The organism is Rathayibacter sp. AY1D5, assembly GCF_002932515.1.
In the GTDB taxonomy this organism is placed as follows: Bacteria; Actinomycetota; Actinomycetes; order Actinomycetales; family Microbacteriaceae; genus Rathayibacter.
Window position 1 is genome coordinate 168,745 of sequence record NZ_PSVU01000001.1, and the last position, 22,679, is coordinate 191,423.

Below are 22,679 nucleotides of genomic sequence, written 5' to 3' on the forward strand. Positions count from 1 at the left end.
GGGCTCGGAGACGTGGTGAGGACGCGGTCGGGGGCGCGACCGAGGGATTCCGGGTCCGGTGCGGGGGTGAATCGGGGAGTTCGTCCGCCTCCGACCGTACAAGGGAACGGGGCGCCCCGTGGGAGGCGTGACCGCATCCGCGCTGCGACACGCGGTCCGCGGCCCCGGGAGGAGGCTCCGCTCAGCCCCTCGCGGCGGCGAGAGCGTCGGCGGCGAGCCGCACGGAGGCGTCCCGGCCGGTCAGCCAGAGCGGCACGGAGCGGGCGCGGAGCCCCGCCGACTCGAGCGCCGGGACCGCGTCCGCGTCCTCCTCGCCGACGAGCCAGGCGTCGAGGAGGCCGCCCCCGCTCCGGGCTCCGTAGTGCCGGCCGACGGCCTCGGCGGAGGTCTCGACGCCGATCGCGGCGAGGCAGGCGTCGGCCATGCCGCGCACCACCGCGCCTCCGATGACGGGGGAGACGCCCACGACGGGTGCGGAGGTCCGGCGGAGGGCGTCCGCGATCCCGGGCACTCCGAGGATCGTGCCGATCGAGACGACGGGATTGGAGGGGGCGACGAGCACCGCGTCGGTGTCGGCGATCGCCTCCAGCACGCCCGGGGCGGGGCGGGCGCTCTCCACCCCCTGCTGGACGAAGCGGCGCGCGGGCGCTGACGCCCGAAGCCGCACCCACCACTCCTCGAAGTGGAGGAGCCGCACGCCCTCGCCGGGAAGGTCGACCTCGACGTGGGTCTCGACGTCCTGGTCCGACATCGGCAGCAGGCGGACTCCCAGCGGCCAGCGGGCGGTGATCCGCGCGGTCGCCTCCGAGAGGGTGAGGCCGTCGCGCAGCATCGAGCTGCGGGCGATGTGGGTGCCGAGGTCGAGGTCGCCCAGGGTGAACCACGGCCAGCCGACGCCGAAGGCGGTGAGCTCGGCCGAGACCCGCTCGCTCTCGCCGGCCCGCCCCCAGCCGCGCTCCGTGTCGTTCACTCCGCCGAGCGCGTAGGTGATCGAGTCGAGGTCGGGGCAGACCTTGAGGCCGGTGAGCCACATGTCGTCGCCGGTGTTGACGACGACGGTGATCTCGCTCGCCTCGCCGCCGGCGGCCTCGAGATCGCGGAGGTGCTCGCGGACCGCCGAGGTGAAGCGGGCGCCGCCGACGCCTCCGGCCAGGATCGTGATGCGCATCCGCCCACGCTAGCGGCACCGACGGATTCCTCCCCCGGCGAGCCTTAATGCTGCGGATCCGCGCCGGAAACACCGGGGAAACGTCGAACCCCGACGATGAAGCCCTGTCCCCGGAGCCGGACGGTCCGTCATTGCCTTCGGGCCCGGCGGGGACCACAGTGGGTCCACGTCCCCGGCTCCGCACCGCCCGGCGGAGCACGACCGGAGCCGGACAGGGACGCCCGAGCATGGAGGTACCGATGACCATCGTCCGCGCAGCGATCACCCAGACGACCTGGACCGGCGACAAGGAGTCGATGCTCGACAAGCACGAGCGGATGGCCCGGGACGCCGCAGCCGACGGCGCGCAGATCGTCTGCTTCCAGGAGCTGTTCTACGGCCCGTACTTCGGCATCACCCAGGACAAGAAGTACTACCGCTACGCCGAGCCCGCCGACGGGCCGATCGTGCAGCGCTTCGCGGCCCTCGCGAAGGAGCTGGGCGTGGTGATGATCCTCCCGATCTACGAGGAGGAGCAGACCGGCGTCTACTACAACACCGCGGTCGTGGTCGACGCCGACGGGACGATCCTCGGCAAGTACCGCAAGCACCACATCCCGCACCTGGACCGCTTCTGGGAGAAGTTCTACTTCCGGCCCGGGAACCTCGGCTACCCGGTCTTCGACACCGCCGTCGGCAAGGTCGGCGTCCACATCTGCTACGACCGCCACTTCCCGGAGGGCTGGCGGGAGCTGGGCCTGAACGGCGCCCACCTCGTCTTCAACCCCAACGCCACCAAGCCCGGCCTGTCGAACCGCCTCTGGGAGGTCGAGGGCCCGGCGGCCGCGGTGGCGAACGGCTACTTCGTGCTGCAGCCCAACCGCGTCGGCCGGGAGGACAACGAGTACGGCGACCTCGCGGTCGACTTCTACGGCACCAGCCAGATCATCGATCCGCGCGGGGAGTTCGTCGGCGAGCGGGGCTCGGGCGAGGCCGAGGAGATCCTGATCCGCGACCTCGAGATGGACATGGTGCAGGAGATGCGCGACGACTGGCAGTTCTACCGGGACCGCCGGCCGGAGTCGTACACCAGCATCCCGAAGCCGTGACCGCAGACCGAGACGGGGAAGACCGATGAAGACCCTCATCACCGGCGGGACGGTCGTCAACGCGACCGGCACCGGAGCCGCAGACGTCCTGATCGACGGCGAGACCATCGCCGCCGTCCTCGCCCCCGGCTCCACGCTGCTGGGCTTCGATCTGGCGGCCCACGTCGACCGGGTGATCGACGCGAGCGGCAAGTACGTGATCCCGGGCGGGATCGACGCGCACACGCACATGGAGATGCCGTTCGGCGGCACCTCCGCCTCGGACACCTTCGAGACCGGCACGCGCGCCGCGGCCTGGGGCGGCACGACGTCGATCGTCGACTTCGTGGTGCAGTACCCGGGCGAGAGCGTCGTCGACCGGTTCCAGGCGTGGCAGGAGAAGGCGGCCGGCAACTGCGCGATCGACTACGGCTTCCACCAGATCCTCTCGGACGTGCAGGATTCCTCGCTCGTCGCGATGGACGAGCTGATGCGCGAGGGGGTGACCAGCTTCAAGCTGTTCATGGCCTACAAGGGCGTGTTCCTCTCGGACGACGGGCAGATCCTCCGGGCGTTCCAGAAGGGCGCGGAGAACGGCGCGATGATGATGATGCACGCCGAGAACGGCGCCCTCATCGACGAACTGGTGAAGCAGACCCTCGCCGCCGGGAACACCGCGCCGTACTTCCACGGCACCTCTCGACCCTGGCAGGCGGAGGAGGAGGCGACGCACCGGGCGATCATGATCGCCGACCTCACCGGCGCGCCGCTGTACGTGGTCCATGTCTCCGCGAAGCAGGCGGTGGAGCAGATCGCGCAGGCCCGCGACCGCGGCATGAACGTCTTCGGCGAGACCTGCCCGCAGTACCTCTACCTCTCGCTCGAGGAGCAGCTCGGCGCGCCGGGCTTCGAGGGCGCGAAGTGGGTGTGCTCCACGCCGCTGCGCTCGAAGGCGGAGGGGCATCAGCACCACATGTGGCAGTCGCTTCGCACCAACGACATCCAGATGGTCTCGACCGATCACTGCCCCTTCTGCATGAAGGGCCAGAAGGACATGGGGATCGGCGACTTCTCGAAGATCCCCAACGGCATCGGCTCGGTGGAGCACCGGATGGACCTGATGTACCAGGGCGTGGTGTCGGGGCAGATCTCCCTGCCGCGCTGGGTCGAGCTCACCTCGACCACCCCGGCGCGGATGTTCGGGATGTACGGGAGGAAGGGCGTCATCCAGCCCGGGGCCGACGGCGACGTCGTCGTCTACGACCCGAGCGGGCACACCTCGATCGGGATCGGCGAGGGCCGCAGCCACCACATGAACATGGACTACTCGGCCTGGGAGGGCTTCGAGATCGACGGCCACGTCGACACGGTGATCTCCCGCGGCAGGGTCGTCGTCGACGACGGCTCCTACGTCGGCACGAAGGGCGACGGGGCGTACATCCCGCGCGGTCTGAGCCAGTACCTGATCTGAGCCGGCACCCGATCCGAGCCAGCACCTGATCGAGCAGAAGGAACCCCATGGACTTCGGAGTCGTCCTCCAGACCAACCCGCCCGCCTCGCGCACCGTCGCGCTCGCCGTCCTCGCGGAGACGCACGGCTTCGACTACGCGTGGACCTTCGACTCGCACCTGCTCTGGCAGGAGCCCTACGTGATCTACTCGCAGATCCTCGAGAGGACGCACCGGATCACGGTCGGCCCGATGGTCACCAACCCCGCCACGCGCGACTGGACGGTCATCGCCTCGCTGCACGCGACGCTCAACGAGATGTACGGGAACCGCACGGTGTGCGGGATCGGACGCGGCGACTCGGCGGTGAGGGTGACCGGAGGAGCTCCGACGACGCTCAAGACGCTGCGGGAGTCGATCCACGTCATCCGCGAGCTCGCCAACAGCCGTCCGGTCGAGTACAACGGCCAGACGCTGCAGTTCCCGTGGAGCCGGGGCTCGTCCCTGGAGATGTGGGTGGCCGCCTACGGCCCGCTCGCCCTGAAGCTCGCGGGCGAGGTCGGCGACGGCTTCATCCTGCAGCTGGCCGACGTGGACATCGCGCGCTGGATGATCGGCGCCGTCAAGGAGGCGGCGGCGAACGCCGGCCGGGACCCCGAGTCGCTGCAGTTCTGCGTCGCGGCGCCGATGTACATCGGCACCGACCGGGAGCACATGCGCGACCAGTGCCGCTGGTTCGGCGGGATGGTCGGCAACCACGTGGCCGACATCGTGGGCCGCTACGGCGCCTCCGGAGCGGTGCCGCAGGCGCTGACGGACTACATCGCCGGGCGCGAGGGCTACGACTACAACGAGCACGGCCGCGCAGGCAACAGCCACACCGCCTTCGTGCCGGACGAGATCGTGGAGCGCTTCTGCGTGCTGGGCACGGCGGACGAGCACGTCGAGAAGCTCCGGGCGCTCGCCGACATCGGCGTGACGCAGTTCGCGGGATACCTCCAGCACGACAACAAGGAGGAGACGCTGCGCGTGTACGGCGAGCGGATCATCCCGGAGCTGCGCGAGCACATCGTGGCCCGCGCATGAGACCGGCCCTCGCGCGCGGGCTCGTGCTCGGCGCCGCCGGGCTGCTCCTGCTCGCGCTGGTGTGGGAGGGCTGGAAGGCGCTCGGGCCCGAGGCCGGGGTGGTCGTCGGAGGAGTCACGGTGCTCCCGCGCACGAGCGCCATCGCGATGCCCCACCTCTGGGAGATCGCGGCCCGGCTCGGCGAGCCGGTCACCGGAGCGCGGAACGCCCCGGCGCTGTGGTCGGCCGTCGTGGGGGCGAGCGCCTTCTCGCTCGGGATCGCCGCGGTCGGCTGGGTCGTCGGCACGGTCGTGGGGCTGCTCCTGGCTCTCCTGATGCAGCGGTTCCGCACGGCGGAGTCGGCGGTGCTGCCCTGGATCGTGCTGAGCCAGACGGTGCCCCTGATCGCGATCGCCCCACTGGTGCGGCGCTGGGGGTCGCAGCTCGAGCTCGGACCGGTGACCTGGGAGAACTGGATGTCGGTGGCCCTGATCGCCTCCTACCTCGCGTTCTTCCCCGTCTCGATCGGGGCGCTCCGCGGGCTCGGCTCGCCGACGGCCCACCAGGTCGAGCTGATGCACGTCTACGGCGTCGGCTGGTGGAAGACGCTGGTGCGCCTGAGGCTGCCGGCGAGCGTGCCCTACCTGCTGCCGGCCCTCCGGCTCGGAGCGGTCAGCGCCGTCGTCGGCACGATCGTCGCCGAGGTCTCGACCGGCCTGCGCGGCGGGATCGGCCGCATGATCATCGAGTTCGCCTCCGCTGCCGGAGGCGACCCCGCCAAGCCCTGGGCGCCGATCCTCGGGGCGGTGCTGGTGGGCCTCGCGGCCGCCGGCTCCGTCGCTCTGCTCGGCACCCTCCTCCGTCCGTACCGCCGAGGGGAGCAGCCCGCATGAGTCCTGCAGGATCCGCGGTCGTCGTCGACTCCGTCACGAGGACCTTCACCACCGCCCGCGCCGCGAGCGTCACGGCGCTCCAGGACGTCTCGCTCGAGGTGGCCGCGGGAGAGTTCGTCTCGCTGATCGGCCCGTCCGGCTGCGGCAAGTCGACGCTGCTGCGGCTGATCGCCGACCTCGACGAGCCGGACTCCGGCTCGATCGCCGTGTTCGGCAAGACGGCCCGGCAGGCGAGGCTCGACCAGGACTACGGGATCGCGTTCCAGCAGGCGGGCCTCCTGCCGTGGCGCACGATCCGGGCGAACATCGCCCTGCCGCTGGAGCTGCACGGCGTCGCCGCGACCGCCCGGCGCTCGCGCGTCGACGAGCTGCTGGCGCTGGTCGGGCTCGGCGACTTCGCCGACTCCTACCCGGACCAGCTCTCCGGCGGGATGCAGCAGCGCGTCGCCATCGCGCGGGCGCTCGCCGAGAGCCCGCGCCTGCTCCTCATGGACGAGCCGTTCGGGGCGCTCGACGAGATGACCCGCGAGCGGATGCAGACGGAGCTGCTGCGGATCCGGCGCGAGACCGGCGCCGCCGTCGTCTTCGTCACCCACTCGATCCCGGAGGCGGTGTTCCTCTCGGACCGCGTCGTGGTGATGTCGCCGCGGCCGGGCAGGATCCGCGACGTCCTCCCGGTCGGACTCCCCGGAGCATCCGAGCGCGACGCGGCGGTCAGGGAGGACACGGCGTTCTTCCGCGACGTGAGCGCCGTGCGCGAGCTGCTGCACGGGGATCCCGCCGCCGTGCCGCGCGGAGTGGAGAACCGGTGAGCACGACGGCGCTGGCGCGCAGCGTGCTCGCGCCGCTCGTGCTCGGGATCGCCGCGGTCCTGCTCTGGCAGGCCGGGGTCACCGTTCTGGCGATCCAGCCGTTCGTGCTCCCGTCGCCGCTGGCGATCGGACGGGAGTTCGCCGCGAACCTCGGCTCCGTCGCCGAGGGCAGCGCGGTGACCGGCCGCAACGCGCTGGTCGGCCTGCTGGTCGGCGCGGTGCTGGCGGTCGTGGTCGCCGGACTCTCGGCGCTCGCGCGGGTCTTCGACGGACTGGTCGCGCCGATCGTGGCCGCGGCCGCCGTCGTGCCGATCGTCGCCCTCGCTCCGGTGCTCTACACGATGTTCGGAGCGAACGCCGAGACCGCGAGGCAGCTCGTCGCGGCGCTCGCCGTGTTCGTGCCGGTGTACGTGACGACGCTGCGCGGGCTGCGGCAGGCCGCTCCGGTGCACCGCGACCTGCTGAAGGCCTACGCGGCGACCCCCTGGCAGACCGCCCGCACGATCACGCTGCCGGGAGCAGTGCCCTACGTCTTCACAGGGCTCCGCATCGCCTCCTCGCTCGCGGTGATCTCGGCGCTGGTCGCCGAGTACTTCGGCGGACCCGTGGGCGGGCTCGGCAAGTCGATCACGACGGCGGCCTCGGGCAGCGACTACGCGCTCGCCTACGCCTACGTCCTGGGCGCCGTGCTCGTCGGCCTCGCGTTCTACTCCGTGACGGCCGCGCTCGAGGCGTTCGCGCTGCGCCGCAGCCGGCTGCGCTGAGCGCGGCGCCGCGCGTCCCCGCACCCTCCTCGATCCTCGATCCTTCTTATTCCCGACTCCCGATTCCCGTTTCCCACCCGACGCACCATCCGCACGGCCCGCATCATCAGCGCCACCTGCACCACAGCACCACCTGCACCGCCGCACCACGGGGCGCGCCGCACCGGCGACCCCGCAGACCGCACCAGGAGGACCCGTGACCAGACGCACCCGCATCACCCTGACGACGACCGCCGCCTTCGCGGCCGTGGGCCTCGCGCTCACCGGCTGCAGTGCCTCCGGCGGCTCCGACCCGGGGTCCGACTCCGGCTCCGGCGGCCTCACGCCGGTCACCCTGCAGCTGCAGTGGGTGGCCCAGGCGCAGTTCGCCGGGTACTACGCCGCGCTCGACCAGGGCTACTACGAGGACGAGGGCCTCGACGTGACGATCGCCGAGGGAGGCGGCGACATCGTCCCCCAGGACGTGCTCGCCTCGGGCGACGCGGACTACGCGATCTCCTGGGTGCCCAAGGTCCTCGGCTCGATCGAGCAGGGGGCCGGGATCACCGACGTCGCGCAGATCTTCGAGCGCAGCGCCACCACGCAGATCTCCTTCAAGGACAAGGGGATCACCTCGCCCGCCGACCTCGCCGGGAAGAGCGTGGGCAGTTGGGGATACGGCAACGAGTGGGAGCTGTTCGCCGGCATGCAGAAGGACGGCGTCTCCCTCGACGACATCTCGCTGGTGCAGCAGCAGTTCGACATGAACGGCTTCCTCGCGGGCGACATCGACGCGGCCCAGGCGATGACCTACAACGAGTACGCCCAGGTCCTCGAGACCGTGAACCCCGCCACAGGCGAGCTGTACCAGCCGGACGATCTGAACGTCATCAGCTGGAACGACATCGGGACCGCGATGCTCCAGGACGCGATCTGGGCGGACGCGGGCAGGCTCGCCGACGACGACGCGTACGCCGAGCAGACGGTCGCCTTCATCAAGGCCTCGATCAAGGGCTGGATCTTCGCGAAGGACGACCCGCAGGCGGCGGCCGACATCGTCACCGCGGCCGGATCCACGCTCGGCACCAGCCACCAGCTCTGGATGACCAACGAGGTCAACAAGCTGATCTGGCCCTCGACGAGCGGCGTCGGGATGATCGACGAGGCCGCGTGGCAGCAGACGGTCGACATCGCGAAGGAGACGGAGAACGAGACGGGGGCGACGATCATCAGCGCGGACCCGCCCGCCACCGCCTACTCGAACGAGTACGTCGAGAAGGCGCTCGCGGAGCTCGCCGACGAGGGAGTGGACACGAGCGGTGCCGACTACGCGCCGATCGACGTGACGCTGGAGGCCGGCGGCGCCTGAGCCCGGACTCCGCCCCTCCCGGCTCCTCCCGGCCCCTCCCGCCCCGGAGGGGGCCGGGAGGGGTAGGCTGGACCCTCGTGACTACTTTCAAGAAGACGCCGTTCACCGTGAACGTGCGCGACCTCGTGAGGCGGCCGGGCGAGATGCGCGAGCACCGCCTCGAGCTCGAGGCGCCGGAGCAGTTCGGCGAGGGGATCGTCGCGGTCCGCAAGGGATCGGCCGTCGATCTCGACGTCCGGCTCGAGTCCGTGCACGAGGGGATCCTGGCCAGTGTCGAGGTGTCGGCGAGGGCCGACGGCGAGTGCAGCCGGTGCCTGACCGACATCTCCCTGCCTGTCGATGTCGAGTTCCAGGAACTTTTCGCGTACTCTTCTGACGAAGCTTTCGACTATGAGGTTCACGACGACCACGTGGATCTTGAACCTCTGGTCAGGGATGCGGTGGTTCTGTCGCTGCCGTTCCAGCCGGTCTGCCGGCCGGACTGTCCGGGCCTCGACCCCGTCACGGGGGAGCGGCTGGCCGATTCCTCCACGCCCGAACCCGAGGCGCCGCGCGACTCCCGGTGGGCCGCGCTCGCAGGGTTGAGCGAGGGGGACGGCGGGGCCGCAGCGCCCGGAGCTTCCACCGACAGAGCTTCCGCAGACAGCGGTGAGGGCGCGACCGCCCGCACCGAATCCGACTAGAGGTAGAGAAGAGAGAATCATGGCTGTTCCCAAGAGGAAGAAGTCCCGCGCGAACACCCACGCCCGTCGTTCGCAGTGGAAGGCCGAGGTCCCCACCCTCGTCAAGACCATCGAGAACGGCAAGGTCGTCTACAGCCTTCCCCACCGCGCCAAGGTCGTCGAGGACTCCGCGGGCACCGCGCTGTTCCTCGAGTACAAGGGCCGCAAGGTCGCCGACGTCTGATCCCGCTCCTGGTCCGCACGGCGCGGGGCGCACCGCCCCTCGACGAACGGACCGCGGTCCATGGTGAACCAGACCTCCGCACGACCCTCCAGCGACGACCGGTCGCGTCTGGAGGCCACGCTCGGCGTGAGCCTCGACGGTGAGCTCTTCGAGCTCGCCCTGACGCACCGGTCGTTCGCTTTCGAGCACGGCGGTATCCCGCACAACGAGCGCCTCGAGTTCCTCGGCGACTCGATCCTCGGGCAGGCCGTGACCGTCATGCTCTACACCGAGTACCCCGCCCTCAGCGAGGGCGACCTGGCCAAGCGACGGGCGAGCCTCGTCTCGACCGTCGCGCTCGCCGAGATCGCTCGCGGCATCGGCCTGGGCGAGTTCCTCCGCCTCGGACGCGGCGAGGAGCTGACCGGCGGCCGCGACAAGGCGTCGATCCTCGCCGACACCGTCGAGGCCATCATCGGCGCCGTCTACCTGGGCACCGGTCCCGACGCGGCCCGCGACCTGGTGCTGCGCCTGATCGCCCCTCTGCGGGCCGATCCGCTCCGCTTCGGCGTCTCGATGGACCCGAAGACGAGCCTCCAGGAGGCGGCCGCCGAGCGCGGTGCGCCGGCCCCGCGCTACGAGATCGCCGCCACCGGCCCCGACCACAGCAAGGTGTTCGTCGCCACCGTGATCGTCGGCGGACTCGTCACCGCCCGCGGCGAGGGGACGAGCAAGAAGGCGGCCGAGATGGCCGCCGCGCTCGACGCGTGGACGCGTCTGGCGGCCCCCGGCGCACCCGCCGCTCCCGCGGTCTCGGACTGACCGTGCCCGAGCTGCCCGAGGTCGAGGTGGTGCGGGCGGGCCTCGCTCCCGCGGTCACCGGCTCCCTGGTGACCGGCGTCGAGATCGTCGACGAGCGCTCGCTGAAGCGGCACGTGCATCCGCACGGGACCTTCGAGCGCCTGCTCGTCGGGCGCCGGCTCGAAGCGGCGGTGCGGCGCGGGAAGTTCCTCTGGCTGCCCGCGGGCCGCGACGAGGCGCTGCTGGTGCATCTCGGCATGAGCGGTCAGGTGCTGCTGCGCACGGCGGATGCGGCGCTGCCGCGGCTGGCGCGCATCCGGATCGGGATCGAGCACCCCGAGCACGGCGAGCTCGCCCTGCACTTCGTCGACCAGCGGATCTTCGGCTCGATGGCGGTCGACGCTCTGGTGCCGACCCCGGACGGAGCGCTCGGCGGCTACGCGGGCGAGGAGGTCCGCGGAGGCGGCTGGCTGCGCGCCGTGCCCTCGCAGGTCGCGCACATCGCCCGCGATCCGCTCGACCCCTCCTTCGACCTGGGCTCGGTCGTCGCGTCGCTGGCGAGGAGGAGCAGCGGGATCAAGCGGGCGCTGCTCGACCAGACGCTCGTGAGCGGCATCGGGAACATCTACGCGGACGAGTCGCTGTGGGCGGCGGAGCTGCACCCGGAGCGGCCGAGCTCGTCGCTCGGCGAGGCGCGCATCCGCCGCCTCTTCGCCGAGGTGCGCTCGGTGCTCGAACGGGCGCTGGCCGAGGGCGGCACCAGCTTCGATGCGCAGTACGTGAACGTGAACGGTGCCTCCGGCTACTTCTCGCACAGCCTGCACGCCTACGGGCAGACGGGGAAGCCGTGCGCCCGGTGCGGCGAGGCGATCGTGCGGGTGCCGTTCATGAACCGCTCCTCGCACCTCTGCCCGCACTGCCAGCAGCTGCCGCGCTGAGGCACCGGAAGGCGCCGCCTCAGGCGGCGGCGTCGGCGGGCGCCGGAGCGTACCGGGAGTGGACGACGAGCTCGCCCAGCAGCGTCGCGACGAGCGTGATGACGGCGGCGATCGCCAGGCCGAGCCAGAGTCCGACCAGCAGGGCGAGCGCGCCGACTCCGGCACCCGCGGCGATCAGGACGATCGCGGCCGCGCGGCGGAACCACGGCTGACCGGAGCCACCCGCCAGGCGGGAGTCCGCAGCGAGGCCCGTGATCGTCGAGGTGACGACGACCGTCGTGACGTCCTTGACGGCGAGGTGGCGGGCGGTCGCTGCCTGGAGGCCCATCGCCCCGCCCAGCACGCCGGTGACGGTGAAGGCGAGCGGCTCGGGGTGCTCGGGCACGACCGCGAGCACGATCGCCAGGACGCCGAGCAGGATGCCGACCACCGCGAAGAGCCAGGTCGAGCGCGAGGTCCAGCCCTTCTTCACCGGGCGGAGCACCCGGCCGCCGACCACGGCGCCGATCATGAAGGCGCCCAGCGCGATCAGGGGGCCGACCACGGGCAGGTCGGCCGCGCCGGAGAGGGCCATGCCGAGGATGACGACGTTGCCGGTCATGTTGCCGGCGAAGACGCGGTCGAGCCCGAGGTACCCGACGGCGTCGATGATGCCGGTCGAGAAGGTGAGGGCGAGCATCAGGCCGAGGGTCGCGCCCTCGGAGCGGGTGCGCAGGCGTCGGAGCACAGGAGTCCTGTCGTCGGGGGCGGGTCTGGAGAATCGTGGCACACGCGTGCACATGCTCGAAACACGGCGCGGTTAGGGTCGGACGGCGCGGACGGGCCGCGCGGGAGGCGGACGCGCATGCGGTGGACGGAGTGGGCGGTGCAGCCCGGTGAGGGAGTGCCGCCGGGGGTGGACTACCTGCCGGCCGAGCCGGGTTCGGTGCTGTGGGGGCGCCTGCCGTGCGCGGCGGACGCCCCCGTGCTCACCGTCGACTCGGGGGCCGAGGTCGTCATCGACACGCTCAGCCACGAGGGCGTGCTGGAGGACCAGGGCCGCGATCCGGTCGCCTTCTTCGGCCGCCACGGAGTCGCTCCGGAGGGGGTGCTGCGCGACGCGGTCGCGCTCGCCGCGGACGGGCCGTTCCGCGACGGCGAGACGGACGGGCCGCACGTGGTCACGGGGCCGATCGCCGTCCGGGGAGCGCTGCCGGGGGACCTGCTCCGGATGACCCTCCTCGAGGCCGAGCCGCGCGTGCCGTACGGAGTCGTCTCGAACCGGCACGGCCGCGGGGCGCTGCCGGGCGAGTACCCGCTGCAGGAGGGGCCGTTCAGCGTCTTCGCGCGCGTCGATGAGGACGCGCAGGGCGGTCTCCGCGGCGTCATCCCGCTGGTGCCGGGAGGAGAGCGGGCCGCCCGGTTCCCGCTCCGGCCGTTCCTCGGGATCATGGGCGTCGCCGTCGCAGGGGAGGAGCGCCCGCACTCCGTGCCGCCCGGTGCGCACGGGGGCAACATCGACATCGCACTGCTGACCGCCGGAACCAGCCTCTACCTTCCCGTGCAGGTCCCGGGCGCGCTCGCGTACGTCGGCGATCCCCACTTCGCGCAGGGCGACGGCGAGGTGGCGCTGACGGCGATGGAGGCGAGCCTGCGCGTCCGGGTGTGCCTGGAGGTCGTCCCGCGTGCCGAGGCGATCGCGGCGTTCGGGGAGCTGCTCGGGCCGATGGGGGAGACCGGCGAGTTCCTCGTGCCCACCGGGATGGACGAGGACCTGGACGTCGCCGTGCAGAAGTGCGTCCGCGCGGCCATCGCGCTGCTGGCGGCCCGCTACGGGATGGACCCGGCTCACGCCTACGCCTACCTCAGCGCGGCGACCGACTTCGACATCTCGCAGGTCGTCGACCTGGTGAAGGGCGTGCACGCCCGCGTCCGGACGGCCGACTTCGATGACTGACCCGCGGGTGACGACGCTCGAGGGCGACCTGCCGGACGGGCTGGTGGACGCGGTCCTGGCGTACGAGGCGGCGCTCGGGGCTGACGACGTCGCGGCGCTCGCCGACGCGTTCGTGGACGCGCCGACGACGCTCCGGGGCGACGCCTCCGGACTGCTCGTCGGCCACGCGGTCATCACCGGCTTCCGGGGTCGTCGCGGCGGGGCGCCGGTGCGGGAGCTGGTCGAGCTGCACGTGCGGGCGGTCGATGCGGACACGGCGCTCGTGGTCAGCGTGAACGCTCCGGCCCGTGGCGGGCGCGGGCTCGTCACGCAGCTGTGGTCGCGCGAGGGCGGGACCTGGAGGGTGCGTGCCGCGCAGGTGCAGGCGCCCTCGCCCGCGCTGGACCCCCGCGTCTGGCGCGCCGTCGGCGCGCCGCTCGTGCCGGCCGCCGGCTCCGGGACCCTCGACGGACTGGACGTCGCGGTCAAGGACCTCTTCGCGATCGAGGGCCAGCGGATCGGCGCGGGAGTGCCGGCCCGCCTCGCTTCCGCGCCGATCGAGGCGGCGAGCGCTCCGGCCGTCGCGCAGCTGCTCGCAGCGGGAGCGTCGGTGCGCGGGATCGCTCAGACCGATGAGTTCGCGTACAGCATCGCCGGCCGGAACTCCGGCTACGGGACGCCGCCCAATCCGGCCGTGCCCGGAGCGATCCCGGGCGGATCGTCGAGCGGACCGGCGACCGCCGTGTCGCTCGGGCAGGCCGCCGTCGGGCTGGCGACCGACACCGCGGGATCGATCCGGGTACCCGCCTCCTACCAGGGCCTGTGGGGGCTGAGGACGACCCACGGTGCAGTGCCCGTCGAGGGGCTGCTGCCGCTGGCGCCGAGCTTCGACACCGTCGGGTGGCTGACGCGGGACCTCGGCACGCTGAGGCGGGTGGCCGAGGTCTGCCTGCCGTCCGGCCCGCCGGTGCGGAGTCTCGCGGTGGCGCCGGCACTGCTGGCCGGAGTGGACGCGGCCGTCCGGGCGGCGTTCCGATCGGCCGTCGAGAGGATGAGCGCCGACGAGGTCGAGCTGCCGCCCGTGGCGGAGATGCTCGAGGCGTTCCGGCTCGTGCAGGCGGCGGAGGCGTGGCGGTCGAGCGGCTCGTGGGTCGCGGCGCATCCGGGAGTGCTGGCGGCGGACGTGCAGGCGCGCTTCGACGCGGCCTCGCTCGTCGACGAGCAGGAGGAGACGGCCGCGCGGGCGCGGGTCGCGGGGTTCCGGGAGGCGCTCGACCGTGCGCTCGAGGGGCGGGTGCTCCTCCTGCCGTCGACGTCGTCGGTGGCGCCGGCCCTCGATGCGTCGGCCGAGGCGATCGACGCGGCGCGGACGGCGACGCTCGGCCTGACCTGCGTCGCCGGGATCGGCGGGTATCCGGCGCTGTCGGTGCCGCGATTGAGTGTCGGCGGCGCTCCGGTGGGGCTCTGCCTGGTGGGACCGCGGGGGTCGGATCTCGCGCTGCTGGAGCTGGTCGGCACGCTCTGAGGGGGGGGCCACGCCCGGAGCTCGTTCTCTCCCTCGTCGTGAATCGAGGCGGACGCCGTGACCCGCTCTCCCGCTCGCCGCCTCTCTCTTTCTCTTTCTCTTTCTCTTTCTCTTTCTTTTTCTCTCCCTCCGTCCCTCCGTCCCTCCGTCCCTCCGTCCCTCCGTCCCTCGTCGTGGATCCGAGGCGGAAGCTGCGCCGTCGTGGCCGAGTCGCTGCGCTGACCGCTGTCCTCGAGTGCGATCTCAGCGGTGAGCAGGGGCGCCGAGCCCGGAGGGTGGAACGAGCCCGGGTGCAGCGAGTGCGGGCTCGGTCGACCGGTTCGTCGGCGGGCGCGTCGGACGACCGTCTTCCACGGCTCGGCCCTCGGCTGAGACAGGCCGGTGGATCGGACCCGCGCGGCGCGAGCGGGCGTGCACGAGCACGCCCGCTGGAGCACGCGCTGGAGCATGCCCGCAGGAGCGCGGCTCCTTCCGCCGTCAGAACGGGGCGGCGCATCGCTGAAGCTCGGCCTGCGCCGCGGCGGGGCTGGCGGCGCGGGCGGATCGGGTGGACGGGTGACCACGCGGCGGCCCGTGGGGGTGGTCCAGTCGGCCGATCCGTCGGGGTGGAGCGTGTAGGTCCAGCGGTCGCCGTGGCGGACGTGGTGGTGGGCGACGCAGAGCGACGCCAGGTTGTCGAGGGCGGTGGCGCCTCCGTGACGCCACTCGAGCGTGTGGTCGGCCTCGGCGGTCGCCGCGGGCCGGGTGCAGCCGGGGAAGCGGCAGGTCCGGTCGCGCAGCTGGAGGGCGAGGCGCATCCGCGGGGGAGGGAGGCGGTGCGTGCGTCCGACGGAGACCACGGCGCCCGTGCTCGGATGGGTGAGCACCGGGGTGACGGCCGAGTCGGCTCCGAGGAGCTCGCGTGCGACGCCGGCCGGGATGAGGCCGTAGCCGTCCAGTTCCGCGGGTGTCTCGTCCTGCCCGGCCGCGGTGCTCGCGGCGAGGGTCAGACGCACCTCGGCCCGGATGCCGCGAGCGGACGTGCGCGGACGCTCGTCGCCCGGCGCCGTGCCGGACACGTCGCCGTCGCAGAGCAGGTCGACCAGGGCGTCGGCCCGCAGCTGCGCGAGCGTGCGCTCCTCCGCTGCACCGCTCCCGCCGCGGAGGGCGCGGGCGATCCGGTCGAGCCGCGCGAGCGCACCGAACGCTGCCGAGCGGGGAGGGTCGCGCAGAGCGTGGCCATGCCGTCCTGCTCGGGCGAGACCCGGACCGACCGGTCCTCCCGAGCGCGGGCGTGCCGGTCGGCCAGAGGGCTCTCGTGGAGTTCGTCCCGCAGCCGGGCGAGGCGTCGCCGCAGCTGGGTCGGCGTCATCGAGGCGGCCAGTCCCGCGGCGCGCTCGTCGAACTCCGGGAGGGTGGCCGGCGGCAGGGAGGCCGCGACTCCGCAGATGATCTGCCCCGCCTCCCAGCGCAACCGCGCCTCGGCCAGCGCGGCGCGCGTGCAGGGCAGGTGGTCGACCAGCAGGCGGGCGTGCTCGAGCTCGCGCGCGGCCACACGCTCGGACACGGCGAGTGCGACGGCGAGCTCGGCCCGGACGGAGCGCTCCACGAGGTCGCGCGACTCGGCGGGAGACCCGCCGCGCGCGAACGCCTCCGGGCGACGCAGAGCAGCCGTGTACGCCTCGTGCAGCGCCTCGGCGGAGGCGCGGTGGAGCGGAGCCGCCGAGCGGGCGAGCAGCGCCGCGCGGTCGCCGAGGGCGCGGACCTCCTCGAGTCCCTGCCGCATCCCGACCGCCATACCCGTATTGAACCAGTGACCACCGACACGCGGGCCGCAGGTGCGTCCGATCGGGAGGACCCGCTCGCCGGACGGCCCTGTGGAGGAGGCTCGCCGCACCAGCGGACGTCGAGCCGGTTCCGATCAACCGGATCAGGACGATCCGCACAGGACCGACGTCGCCGTCAGCAGGACCACGAGGACGCCGATGACGACGAGGAGAGCTCCGCCCGCGGCCGTCAGGAACGGCGACTGCCCCGAAGGCCGGGCCCGTTGCCCGTGCTTCCGCAGCTGATCTCGGGCCCGCGCAGAGATCCGCTCGCTCTGAGTGATGAACACCACACCGAAGATGATCGCGATCGACGCCTAGGTGAGGGCGACGATCCGGTCCTCGATCACCGTCCGGAGGCCCTTCCCTCCATCACGGCCCTCCTGCCGACCAGCGTCTCGCGACCCTCCCCGACGACCCCCGCCACACCGCGAAACACCGGCGAAACGTCCGTCGCATAGGCTCTCCGGGTGAAACGACTGTTTCTCTCCCGCTCGTGAAGAGGTGGCCCATGACCGCGCCCGCACCGTTCCTCCCCGTCGATCCGCCGCCGCGCCTGCTGATGGGGCCGGGCCCGATCAACGCGGATCCGCGCGTCCTGCGTGCGATGTCGGCGCAGCTGGTCGGGCAGTACGACCCGTTCATGACGGCGACGATGACGGAGACGCAGGAGCTGTACCGGCAGGTGTTCCGCACCCGCAACGAGAAGACGATGCTCGTCGACGGCACGAGCCGTGCGGGCATCGAGGCGGCGCTGGTCTCGATGCTGGAGCCGGGCGACCGCGTGGTCGTGCCGGTCTTCGGGCGGTTCGGGCACCTCCTCCGGGAGATCGCGGAGCGCTGCGGCGCGGAGGTGCACGTGATCGAGGCCGAGTGGGGGCAGGTCTTCCCCGTCTCGGCGATCGCCGAGGCCCTGGCCCGGGTGAAGCCGAAGATGCTGGCCGTGGTCCACGGCGACACGTCGACCACCATGGCGCAGCCGCTGGAGGAGCTCGGCGCCCTCTGCGAGAAGCACGGCGCCCTCTTCTACACCGACGTCACCGCCTCCCTCGCGGGCAACGCCTTCGCGACCGACGAGCTCGGGCTCGACGTGGTCACCGCGGGGCTCCAGAAGTGCCTGGGCGGCCCGTCCGGATCGGCTCCCGTCACCTTCTCGGAGAAGGCCGTCGCGGTGATCGAGTCGCGCAGGAGCATCGAGGCGGGGATCCGCGACGAGGGCGACACTGTCAGCGCCCGCCGCGTCCGCTCCAACTACTTCGACCTCGGGATGATCTTCGACTACTGGGGGCCGCGCCGCCTCAACCACCACACCGAGGCGACCACGATGCTCTACGGCGCGCGCGAGTGCGCCCGCATCGTCGTCGAGGAGGGCCTGGACGAGACGGTCGCCCGCCACGCGCTGCACGGGTCGGCGATGCTCGCCGGAGTCCGCGGCCTCGATCTCGAGGTGTTCGGCGACGTCGGGCACAAGATGACGAACGTCGTCGCGGTGCGCATCCCGCAGGGCGTGAACGGTGACGCGGTGCGCGGGGAGATGCTCGCCGACTTCGGCATCGAGATCGGCACGTCCTTCGGGCCGCTGCACGGGAAGGTCTGGCGCATCGGCACGATGGGCTACAACGCCCGGACGGACGCGGTGCTGACCACCCTGGCGGCGCTGGAGGCGGTGCTGCGCCGCGCGGGCGCCTCCGTGCCGGTGGGCGGCGGAGTCGCGGGGGCCTACGAGGTCTACGGGGCGGCACGCGCATGACCGGCACCACCACGGACCCCGCCACCACGACCGCGCCCACCGCCGCCACCGCCGCGACCGCCCTCGACGCCGCCGCGATCATGGCCCGCTGCGACGAGCTCGCCGCGGTCTCCTCCAGCCGCGACGGCATCGAGCGGGTCTACCTCTCGCCCGAGCACGCCCGGGTGAACGCGATGGCCGCGCGCTGGATGACCGAGGCCGGCATGCGCACCTGGCAGGACGCGGCCGGCAACCAGTGCGGCCGCTACGAGGGCGCGACTCCGGGACTCCCGGCGCTCCTGCTCGGCTCCCACCTCGACACGGTCCCCGACGCGGGCCGCTACGACGGGATCCTCGGCGTGATGCTCGCGATCGCCGTGGTGTCGCGCCTGCAGGGGGCGGGCCGGCGCCTGCCGTTCGCCGTCGAGGTCGTCGCGTTCGGCGACGAGGAGGGCACCCGCTTCGGCACAGCGCTCCTCGGCTCCCGCGCCCTCGCCGGCACCTGGGACGAGCACTGGTGGGAGCTCGAGGACGCCGACGGGACGACGCTCGTCGAGGCGTTCCACGAGTTCGGGCTGGACCCCTCGCGCATCCGCACCGCCGCGCGCGACGCGCAGGACGTTCTCGCCTACCTCGAGGCGCACATCGAGCAGGGCCCCTACCTGGAGGAGGCTGACCGCGCCCTCGCCGTGGTCTCCTCGATAGCGGGCGCCCGCCGCTTCGCACTCACCCTCACCGGCAAGGCCGGGCACGCGGGCGGAGTTCCGCTCGACCGCCGCCGCGACGCGCTCACCGGGGCGGCCGAGGCCGTGCTCGCGGTGGAGCGCATCGCGCGGGAGCAGGGCGTGATCGCCACGGTCGGCCGGCTCGAGACCTTCCCGGGCGCGGTCAACGTCATCCCCGGCCGGGTCGAGTTCAGCCTCGACCTCCGCGCCGAGACCGACGCCCAGCGCGACACGGCGTGGGACGCCATCGAGCACGCGATGTCGGAGTCGGCGTCGCGCCGCCGTCTCGCGCTGACGGTGGAGGAGACCCATTCGGCCCCCGCGGTCGTCGCCTCCTCTCGGCTGCAGGACGTCGTGCGGGCGGGCATCCGCGCGACCGTGGACGCGGAGCCGATGGTGCTGTTCTCCAAGGCCGGCCACGACGCGATGGCGGTCGCCGACCTCGCCGAGTACGCGATGCTCTTCCTCCGCTGCGAGGGCGGCGTCAGCCACCACCCGGACGAGAACGTGACCGAGGCCGACGTCGCGACCGCGCTCGACGCGTTCGAGGCGGCCGTGCTGGCGCTCGCCGACGGGACGCCGACCGCGTGACCCCCGCCCCGGCCCCCTCGACGAGCATCGGTCACCGCATCGATGCCGGCTACGCCGCGCTGTCGCGGCAGGAGCAGCGGGCGGCCGACTTCATCCTCGACCACCTCGGCGACCTGGCCGTCTACACGGCGACCGAGCTCGCCCAGCACAGCGGAGTGTCCAAGGCCACGGTCTCGCGGCTGTTCCGCCGCCTGGGGTTCTCGAACTCGCAGGAGGTGCGCGAGCACGCCCGGGCACTGCGGTCCTCCGGTGTGCCGGTCGGTCCCGCGCAGGGGCAGGGGGATCCGCTCGCCGCGCACCTCGAGAGCGAGCGGGCGAACCTGGCCCGGCTGGCCGCCGCGTTCGGCGACGGGCGGCTGGAGGAGGCGGTGCGGCTGATCGCGGGAGCGCGCGAGGTCGTCGTGATCGGACTGCGCAACAGCTACCCGGTGGCGCTGCACCTGCGCCAGCAGCTCGCCCAGGCGCGCGGACGCGTCCGGATCGCCCCGCAGCCCGGCCAGTCGCTCGGTGAGGAGCTCGAGGGGCTCGGAGCCGAGGACGTCGTGGTGCTGGTCGGCTTCCGCCGCCGCCCCGCCTCCTTCGCCGCCCTGATCGGGACGCTCGCCGCGCGCGAGGTGTCCGTGGTGCTCCTCGCGGATCCGCCCGCCCGGCGCTACGCGGAGCACGCGGCGGTCTGGCTGGAGTGCCCGGTCGACAGCGGCACGGCGCTGGACAGCTACGCGGCGGCGATGAGCGCGGTCGCGCTCGTGGCATCCGGAGTGCTCGGCGCGTCCCCGAGGGAGTCGCGCGAGCGGATCGCCGGGATCAGCACGGCCTACGCTGAGCTCGCCGAGCTGGAGGACCGGCCGTGAGCGAGGCGGCGGAGCTGATCCGTGCGCACGCCAAGGACCCCGTCGGGCAGGCCGACCCGACTCCGGCCCTCGGCCGGGCCGAGCTGATCACCCCCACCTGCGGCGACCGGATCGAGCTGCGCGTCGACGGCGGCGTCGAGCAGGTGCGCCTCGCCTGGAGCGGGCGGGGGTGCGAGGTCTCACGGGGATCCGCGTCGCTGCTCGTGGACGGTCTCGACGGGCTGCCGGCGCCGGCGGTACGGGAGCGGATCGACGCGTTCCTCGCGGCGATGGCGCACCGGGAGGGTGCACTCGCCGGCGAGGAGCAGGCGCTGCTCGCGGTGGCGGGCAACCCCGTCCGCTCCGTCTGCGCGACCCTGGCCTGGCGGGCGCTGGCCGCCGCCCTCGACGACGCGGACCTGGCGTGAGCCGCTCAGTCCGGCCCGTCGCGGTCCGCTCCCGACCACAGATCGCCGCACTCGACCCCGCGCGCGCCCCTCGCGCGGAGCAGGCCGCGCGCGCCGGAGTCGCCGTGCACGCCGGCCAGGAGCTCCGGCCAGTGGTCCCGTCCCAGCAGCACCGGATGACCGGGCCGACCGCGGAAGACCGCGCGGGCGAGCACGTCCGGCGCGACCGGCGCCTCCGCGAGCAGCCGGGTCCCCACGCTCGGCGGCTCCTCGGGCAGGTCGACCAGGGCGACCAGCGCGGCGACGCCCTCGGCCGCGGCGAGACCCGCGCGGAGCGACGCCGAGAGGCCGCTCTCCCACTCCGCCGCGACGACCACGTCCGCGGACGGCGGCACCAGGAGGCGCGCCCGTCCGGCCTCCGCGCCCAGGACCACGAGCACCCGCTCGCAGCCCACCGCGCGGAGCCTCTCGACGGCTCGCTCCACCCAGGGAACTCCCGCCGCGTCGCACCGCAGCGCCTTCGGGCCGCCCGCCCGGCGCCCCGCACCCGCCGCGAGCACCAGCCCGACGAGGTCCCGACTCCCGACCAGATCCATCCGACCATCGTGCCGCAGGCCGAGCCCCTGCTCCGCCGGACGAAGGAGACCGCATGACCGACACCCGATCCGAGACCGCCCGCGACGTGCTGCTCGCGTGCCTCGCCGTCCCCCGCTGGGCCGACGAGGTCGCCTCCGGCGCGCCCTACCCGTCGGCCGACGCGCTCGCCGACGCGGCCGAGCGGGCCGCGCGCACGCTCACCGAGGAGGAGGTGGAGGCGGCGCTGGCCGACCACCCCCGGATCGGCGAGCGGCACGCGGGCGCGGGGCGCTCCTCCGCGTTCTCGGCCGCGGAGCAGGCGGCGAGCCGCACGGGCGACGAGGAGCTGACCCGGCGGCTGCTGGCCGGCAACCGCGCCTACGAGGAGCGGTTCGGGCGCGTGTTCCTCCTCCGCGCGGCCGGCCGCGACCGGGCCGAGGTCGTCGCGGAGCTGGAGCGGAGGCTCGGGCTCGACGACGAGACGGAGGCCCGCATCGTCGCGGAGCAGCTGCGGGAGATCACGGTGCTGCGCGTCCGCGGCCTCGACGACGGGCGCCTCGTCCGGCCGGAGGCCGCACGATGAGCGGGCACGCCAGCCGCGTCACCACCCACGTGCTCGACGCCGTCCGCGGCCGCCCCGCGCGCGGGGTCCCGGTGGCTCTTGACGCCCGTGTCGGCTCCGGCTGGGAGCGCCTCGCCGAGGCCCGCACCGACGACGACGGCCGCGTGGCGGCCTTCGGGCCGGAGCGCCTGGCCGCCGGGGTGCACCGGGTCGTCTTCGACACCGGCGCCTGGTTCGCCGCCTCGGGCACCGAGTCGTTCTACCCCGAGGTCGTCGTCGCCTTCCGCCTCGACGACGAGGAGGCGCACTTCCACATCCCGCTCCTGCTCAGCCCCTTCGCCTACTCGACCTACCGGGGCAGCTGATGCAGCTGCAGGACGTCCTCGACGCGCCGCAGCTGCGGCTGCGCGTGCTGGTCGCCGGCGACGGGGCGCTCGCGCGGCCGGTCGACGGCATCTTCACGACCGATCTCCTCGATCCGCGCCGCTACATCTCGCGCGACCAGCTGGTGCTGACCGGTCTGGTCTGGCGTCGGGACGCCCAGGACAGCGCGGCCTTCGTCGCCGCGGTCGCGGACTCGGGTGCCAGCGCTCTGCTCGCCGGCGAGGGGCTGCTGGGCTCCGTGCCGGACGACCTCGTCGTCGCCTGCCGCGAGCACGACGTCCCGCTGATCGCCGTGCCGGCCGACGTGTCGTTCGGCGCGATCACGGCGCACCTGTCGAACGCCCTCGCCGGCGACCGCGTGGCCCGGCTGACGGCCGCCCTCGCCCGCCAGCGGGAGCTGCTGACCGAGGTCTACCGGGGGCAGCAGCTCGACGAGCTCG

24 protein-coding genes are annotated in these 22,679 nt (G+C 73.3%); 20 read left to right on the top strand and 4 right to left on the bottom strand.

The genetic code is table 11. The annotated features are described in order from the left end of the window. Positions 1 to 181 precede the first annotated feature (181 nt). Entirely contained in the window at positions 182 to 1,168 is a 987-nt protein-coding gene (gene cofD / locus C5C82_RS00790; protein ID WP_104234201.1) for a 2-phospho-L-lactate transferase, read from the bottom strand. Positions 1,169 to 1,407: 239 nt separating this feature from the next. Between cofD and C5C82_RS00795 the strand changes: the two genes are divergently transcribed. The 11 genes from C5C82_RS00795 (at position 1,408) to mutM (ending at position 11,190) form a co-directional block, all read left to right on the top strand. Next, positions 1,408 to 2,256 carry a nitrilase-related carbon-nitrogen hydrolase gene (locus C5C82_RS00795; protein ID WP_104238196.1) on the top strand — a complete coding sequence of 283 codons (849 nt, stop codon included), beginning with the start codon at positions 1,408 to 1,410 and terminating at the stop codon, positions 2,254 to 2,256. A gap of 25 nt (positions 2,257 to 2,281) precedes the next feature. Further along, complete coding sequence (gene hydA, locus C5C82_RS00800; RefSeq protein WP_104234202.1) at positions 2,282 to 3,706, top strand: dihydropyrimidinase; 1,425 nt, start codon at positions 2,282 to 2,284, stop codon at positions 3,704 to 3,706. A gap of 47 nt (positions 3,707 to 3,753) precedes the next feature. Then, a complete protein-coding gene (locus C5C82_RS00805; protein WP_104226663.1) occupies positions 3,754 to 4,770 on the top strand; it encodes a TIGR03842 family LLM class F420-dependent oxidoreductase in 1,017 nt (338 codons plus the stop codon). Next, on the top strand, positions 4,767 to 5,642 hold the full coding sequence (locus C5C82_RS00810; RefSeq protein WP_104354462.1) for an ABC transporter permease: 876 nt from the start codon (positions 4,767 to 4,769) through the stop codon (positions 5,640 to 5,642). The genes C5C82_RS00805 and C5C82_RS00810 overlap by 4 nt, the downstream gene beginning before the upstream one ends. Beyond that, positions 5,639 to 6,454 carry an ABC transporter ATP-binding protein gene (locus C5C82_RS00815; protein ID WP_104226661.1) on the top strand — a complete coding sequence of 272 codons (816 nt, stop codon included), beginning with the start codon at positions 5,639 to 5,641 and terminating at the stop codon, positions 6,452 to 6,454. The genes C5C82_RS00810 and C5C82_RS00815 overlap by 4 nt, the downstream gene beginning before the upstream one ends. Next, positions 6,451 to 7,218: an ABC transporter permease gene (locus C5C82_RS00820; protein ID WP_104354463.1), complete on the top strand. Its 768-nt coding sequence runs from the start codon at positions 6,451 to 6,453 to the stop codon at positions 7,216 to 7,218. Before C5C82_RS00815 ends, C5C82_RS00820 begins: the two co-directional genes overlap by 4 nt. A gap of 196 nt (positions 7,219 to 7,414) precedes the next feature. Continuing rightward, positions 7,415 to 8,566, top strand: a complete 1,152-nt coding sequence (locus C5C82_RS00825) for an ABC transporter substrate-binding protein (RefSeq protein ID WP_258061364.1) — start codon at positions 7,415 to 7,417, stop codon at positions 8,564 to 8,566. A gap of 143 nt (positions 8,567 to 8,709) precedes the next feature. Continuing rightward, positions 8,710 to 9,249: a DUF177 domain-containing protein gene (locus tag C5C82_RS00830; protein ID WP_104226701.1), complete on the top strand. Its 540-nt coding sequence runs from the start codon at positions 8,710 to 8,712 to the stop codon at positions 9,247 to 9,249. Positions 9,250 to 9,268: 19 nt separating this feature from the next. Further along, on the top strand, positions 9,269 to 9,472 hold the full coding sequence (gene rpmF, locus C5C82_RS00835) for a 50S ribosomal protein L32 (RefSeq protein ID WP_104223482.1): 204 nt from the start codon (positions 9,269 to 9,271) through the stop codon (positions 9,470 to 9,472). A gap of 60 nt (positions 9,473 to 9,532) precedes the next feature. Beyond that, positions 9,533 to 10,273, top strand: coding sequence for a ribonuclease III (gene rnc, locus C5C82_RS00840; RefSeq protein ID WP_104354464.1), 741 nt, complete (start codon positions 9,533 to 9,535; stop codon positions 10,271 to 10,273). Between the two features lie 2 nt (positions 10,274 to 10,275). Then, a complete protein-coding gene (mutM, locus tag C5C82_RS00845) occupies positions 10,276 to 11,190 on the top strand; it encodes a bifunctional DNA-formamidopyrimidine glycosylase/DNA-(apurinic or apyrimidinic site) lyase (protein ID WP_104354478.1) in 915 nt (304 codons plus the stop codon). Positions 11,191 to 11,209: 19 nt separating this feature from the next. Here the strand turns inward: mutM and C5C82_RS00850 are convergent, their stop codons facing one another. Then, positions 11,210 to 11,917, bottom strand: a complete 708-nt coding sequence (locus tag C5C82_RS00850; RefSeq protein WP_308471847.1) for a YoaK family protein — start codon at positions 11,915 to 11,917, stop codon at positions 11,210 to 11,212. 117 nt (positions 11,918 to 12,034) lie between these two features. Here C5C82_RS00850 and C5C82_RS00855 point away from each other — a divergent pair, with 117 nt between their 5' ends. Further along, positions 12,035 to 13,126: an acetamidase/formamidase family protein gene (locus C5C82_RS00855; RefSeq protein WP_104354466.1), complete on the top strand. Its 1,092-nt coding sequence runs from the start codon at positions 12,035 to 12,037 to the stop codon at positions 13,124 to 13,126. Next, complete coding sequence (locus C5C82_RS00860; protein WP_104354467.1) at positions 13,119 to 14,630, top strand: AtzH-like domain-containing protein; 1,512 nt, start codon at positions 13,119 to 13,121, stop codon at positions 14,628 to 14,630. Before C5C82_RS00855 ends, C5C82_RS00860 begins: the two co-directional genes overlap by 8 nt. Positions 14,631 to 15,615: 985 nt before the next feature. On the opposite strand, the gene C5C82_RS00865 is transcribed toward C5C82_RS00860, so the two are convergent. Beyond that, entirely contained in the window at positions 15,616 to 16,395 is a 780-nt protein-coding gene (locus C5C82_RS00865) for a DUF222 domain-containing protein (RefSeq protein WP_181134387.1), read from the bottom strand. A gap of 551 nt (positions 16,396 to 16,946) precedes the next feature. Here C5C82_RS00865 and C5C82_RS00875 point away from each other — a divergent pair. From C5C82_RS00875 to C5C82_RS00890, 4 genes are read left to right on the top strand one after another with little or no spacing between them, the layout of a single operon-like run. Continuing rightward, a complete protein-coding gene (locus C5C82_RS00875) occupies positions 16,947 to 18,185 on the top strand; it encodes an alanine--glyoxylate aminotransferase family protein (protein WP_258065877.1) in 1,239 nt (412 codons plus the stop codon). Beyond that, positions 18,182 to 19,480 (top strand): allantoate amidohydrolase, encoded by a 1,299-nt coding sequence (locus C5C82_RS00880; RefSeq protein ID WP_104354469.1) that lies wholly within the window; start codon positions 18,182 to 18,184, stop codon positions 19,478 to 19,480. The genes C5C82_RS00875 and C5C82_RS00880 overlap by 4 nt, the downstream gene beginning before the upstream one ends. After that, positions 19,477 to 20,331, top strand: a complete 855-nt coding sequence (locus C5C82_RS00885; RefSeq protein WP_219814807.1) for a MurR/RpiR family transcriptional regulator — start codon at positions 19,477 to 19,479, stop codon at positions 20,329 to 20,331. The genes C5C82_RS00880 and C5C82_RS00885 overlap by 4 nt, the downstream gene beginning before the upstream one ends. After that, complete coding sequence (locus C5C82_RS00890; RefSeq protein ID WP_104354470.1) at positions 20,328 to 20,738, top strand: iron-sulfur cluster assembly scaffold protein; 411 nt, start codon at positions 20,328 to 20,330, stop codon at positions 20,736 to 20,738. The genes C5C82_RS00885 and C5C82_RS00890 overlap by 4 nt, the downstream gene beginning before the upstream one ends. Before the next feature lie 5 nt (positions 20,739 to 20,743). On the opposite strand, the gene C5C82_RS00895 is transcribed toward C5C82_RS00890, so the two are convergent. Further along, positions 20,744 to 21,313 carry an NTP transferase domain-containing protein gene (locus C5C82_RS00895; RefSeq protein ID WP_104354471.1) on the bottom strand — a complete coding sequence of 190 codons (570 nt, stop codon included), beginning with the start codon at positions 21,311 to 21,313 and terminating at the stop codon, positions 20,744 to 20,746. A 53-nt stretch (positions 21,314 to 21,366) separates the two neighbouring features. Between C5C82_RS00895 and uraD the strand changes: the two genes are divergently transcribed. The 3 genes from uraD to C5C82_RS00910 form a co-directional block, all read left to right on the top strand. Then, positions 21,367 to 21,876, top strand: coding sequence for a 2-oxo-4-hydroxy-4-carboxy-5-ureidoimidazoline decarboxylase (uraD, locus tag C5C82_RS00900; RefSeq protein ID WP_104354472.1), 510 nt, complete (start codon positions 21,367 to 21,369; stop codon positions 21,874 to 21,876). Further along, on the top strand, positions 21,873 to 22,220 hold the full coding sequence (gene uraH, locus C5C82_RS00905) for a hydroxyisourate hydrolase (RefSeq protein ID WP_104223494.1): 348 nt from the start codon (positions 21,873 to 21,875) through the stop codon (positions 22,218 to 22,220). The genes uraD and uraH overlap by 4 nt, the downstream gene beginning before the upstream one ends. Next, positions 22,220 to 22,679, top strand: a 460-nt coding sequence (locus C5C82_RS00910; RefSeq protein ID WP_181134388.1) for a PucR family transcriptional regulator ligand-binding domain-containing protein, incomplete at its 3' end; no start/stop codon positions are given. The genes uraH and C5C82_RS00910, both read left to right, overlap by 1 nt.

Bases quoted from the DNA above. Each gene is read 5' to 3' on its own strand.
- C5C82_RS00895 (WP_104354471.1), bottom strand. From the start codon at position 21,313: ATGGATCTGGTCGGGAGTCGGGACCTCGTCGGGCTGGTGCTCGCGGCG.
- uraD (WP_104354472.1), top strand. From the start codon at position 21,367: ATGACCGACACCCGATCCGAGACCGCCCGCGACGTGCTGCTCGCGTGC.
- rnc (WP_104354464.1), top strand. From the start codon at position 9,533: ATGGTGAACCAGACCTCCGCACGACCCTCCAGCGACGACCGGTCGCGT.
- C5C82_RS00815 (WP_104226661.1), top strand. From the start codon at position 5,639: ATGAGTCCTGCAGGATCCGCGGTCGTCGTCGACTCCGTCACGAGGACC.
- uraH (WP_104223494.1), top strand. From the start codon at position 21,873: ATGAGCGGGCACGCCAGCCGCGTCACCACCCACGTGCTCGACGCCGTC.
- C5C82_RS00855 (WP_104354466.1), top strand. From the start codon at position 12,035: ATGCGGTGGACGGAGTGGGCGGTGCAGCCCGGTGAGGGAGTGCCGCCG.
- C5C82_RS00865 (WP_181134387.1), bottom strand. From the start codon at position 16,395: ATGCGGCAGGGACTCGAGGAGGTCCGCGCCCTCGGCGACCGCGCGGCG.
- C5C82_RS00795 (WP_104238196.1), top strand. From the start codon at position 1,408: ATGACCATCGTCCGCGCAGCGATCACCCAGACGACCTGGACCGGCGAC.
- rpmF (WP_104223482.1), top strand. From the start codon at position 9,269: ATGGCTGTTCCCAAGAGGAAGAAGTCCCGCGCGAACACCCACGCCCGT.
- C5C82_RS00805 (WP_104226663.1), top strand. From the start codon at position 3,754: ATGGACTTCGGAGTCGTCCTCCAGACCAACCCGCCCGCCTCGCGCACC.
- hydA (WP_104234202.1), top strand. From the start codon at position 2,282: ATGAAGACCCTCATCACCGGCGGGACGGTCGTCAACGCGACCGGCACC.
- C5C82_RS00810 (WP_104354462.1), top strand. From the start codon at position 4,767: ATGAGACCGGCCCTCGCGCGCGGGCTCGTGCTCGGCGCCGCCGGGCTG.
- cofD (WP_104234201.1), bottom strand. From the start codon at position 1,168: ATGCGCATCACGATCCTGGCCGGAGGCGTCGGCGGCGCCCGCTTCACC.
- C5C82_RS00880 (WP_104354469.1), top strand. From the start codon at position 18,182: ATGACCGGCACCACCACGGACCCCGCCACCACGACCGCGCCCACCGCC.
- C5C82_RS00875 (WP_258065877.1), top strand. From the start codon at position 16,947: ATGACCGCGCCCGCACCGTTCCTCCCCGTCGATCCGCCGCCGCGCCTG.
- C5C82_RS00860 (WP_104354467.1), top strand. From the start codon at position 13,119: ATGACTGACCCGCGGGTGACGACGCTCGAGGGCGACCTGCCGGACGGG.
- C5C82_RS00830 (WP_104226701.1), top strand. From the start codon at position 8,710: ATGCGCGAGCACCGCCTCGAGCTCGAGGCGCCGGAGCAGTTCGGCGAG.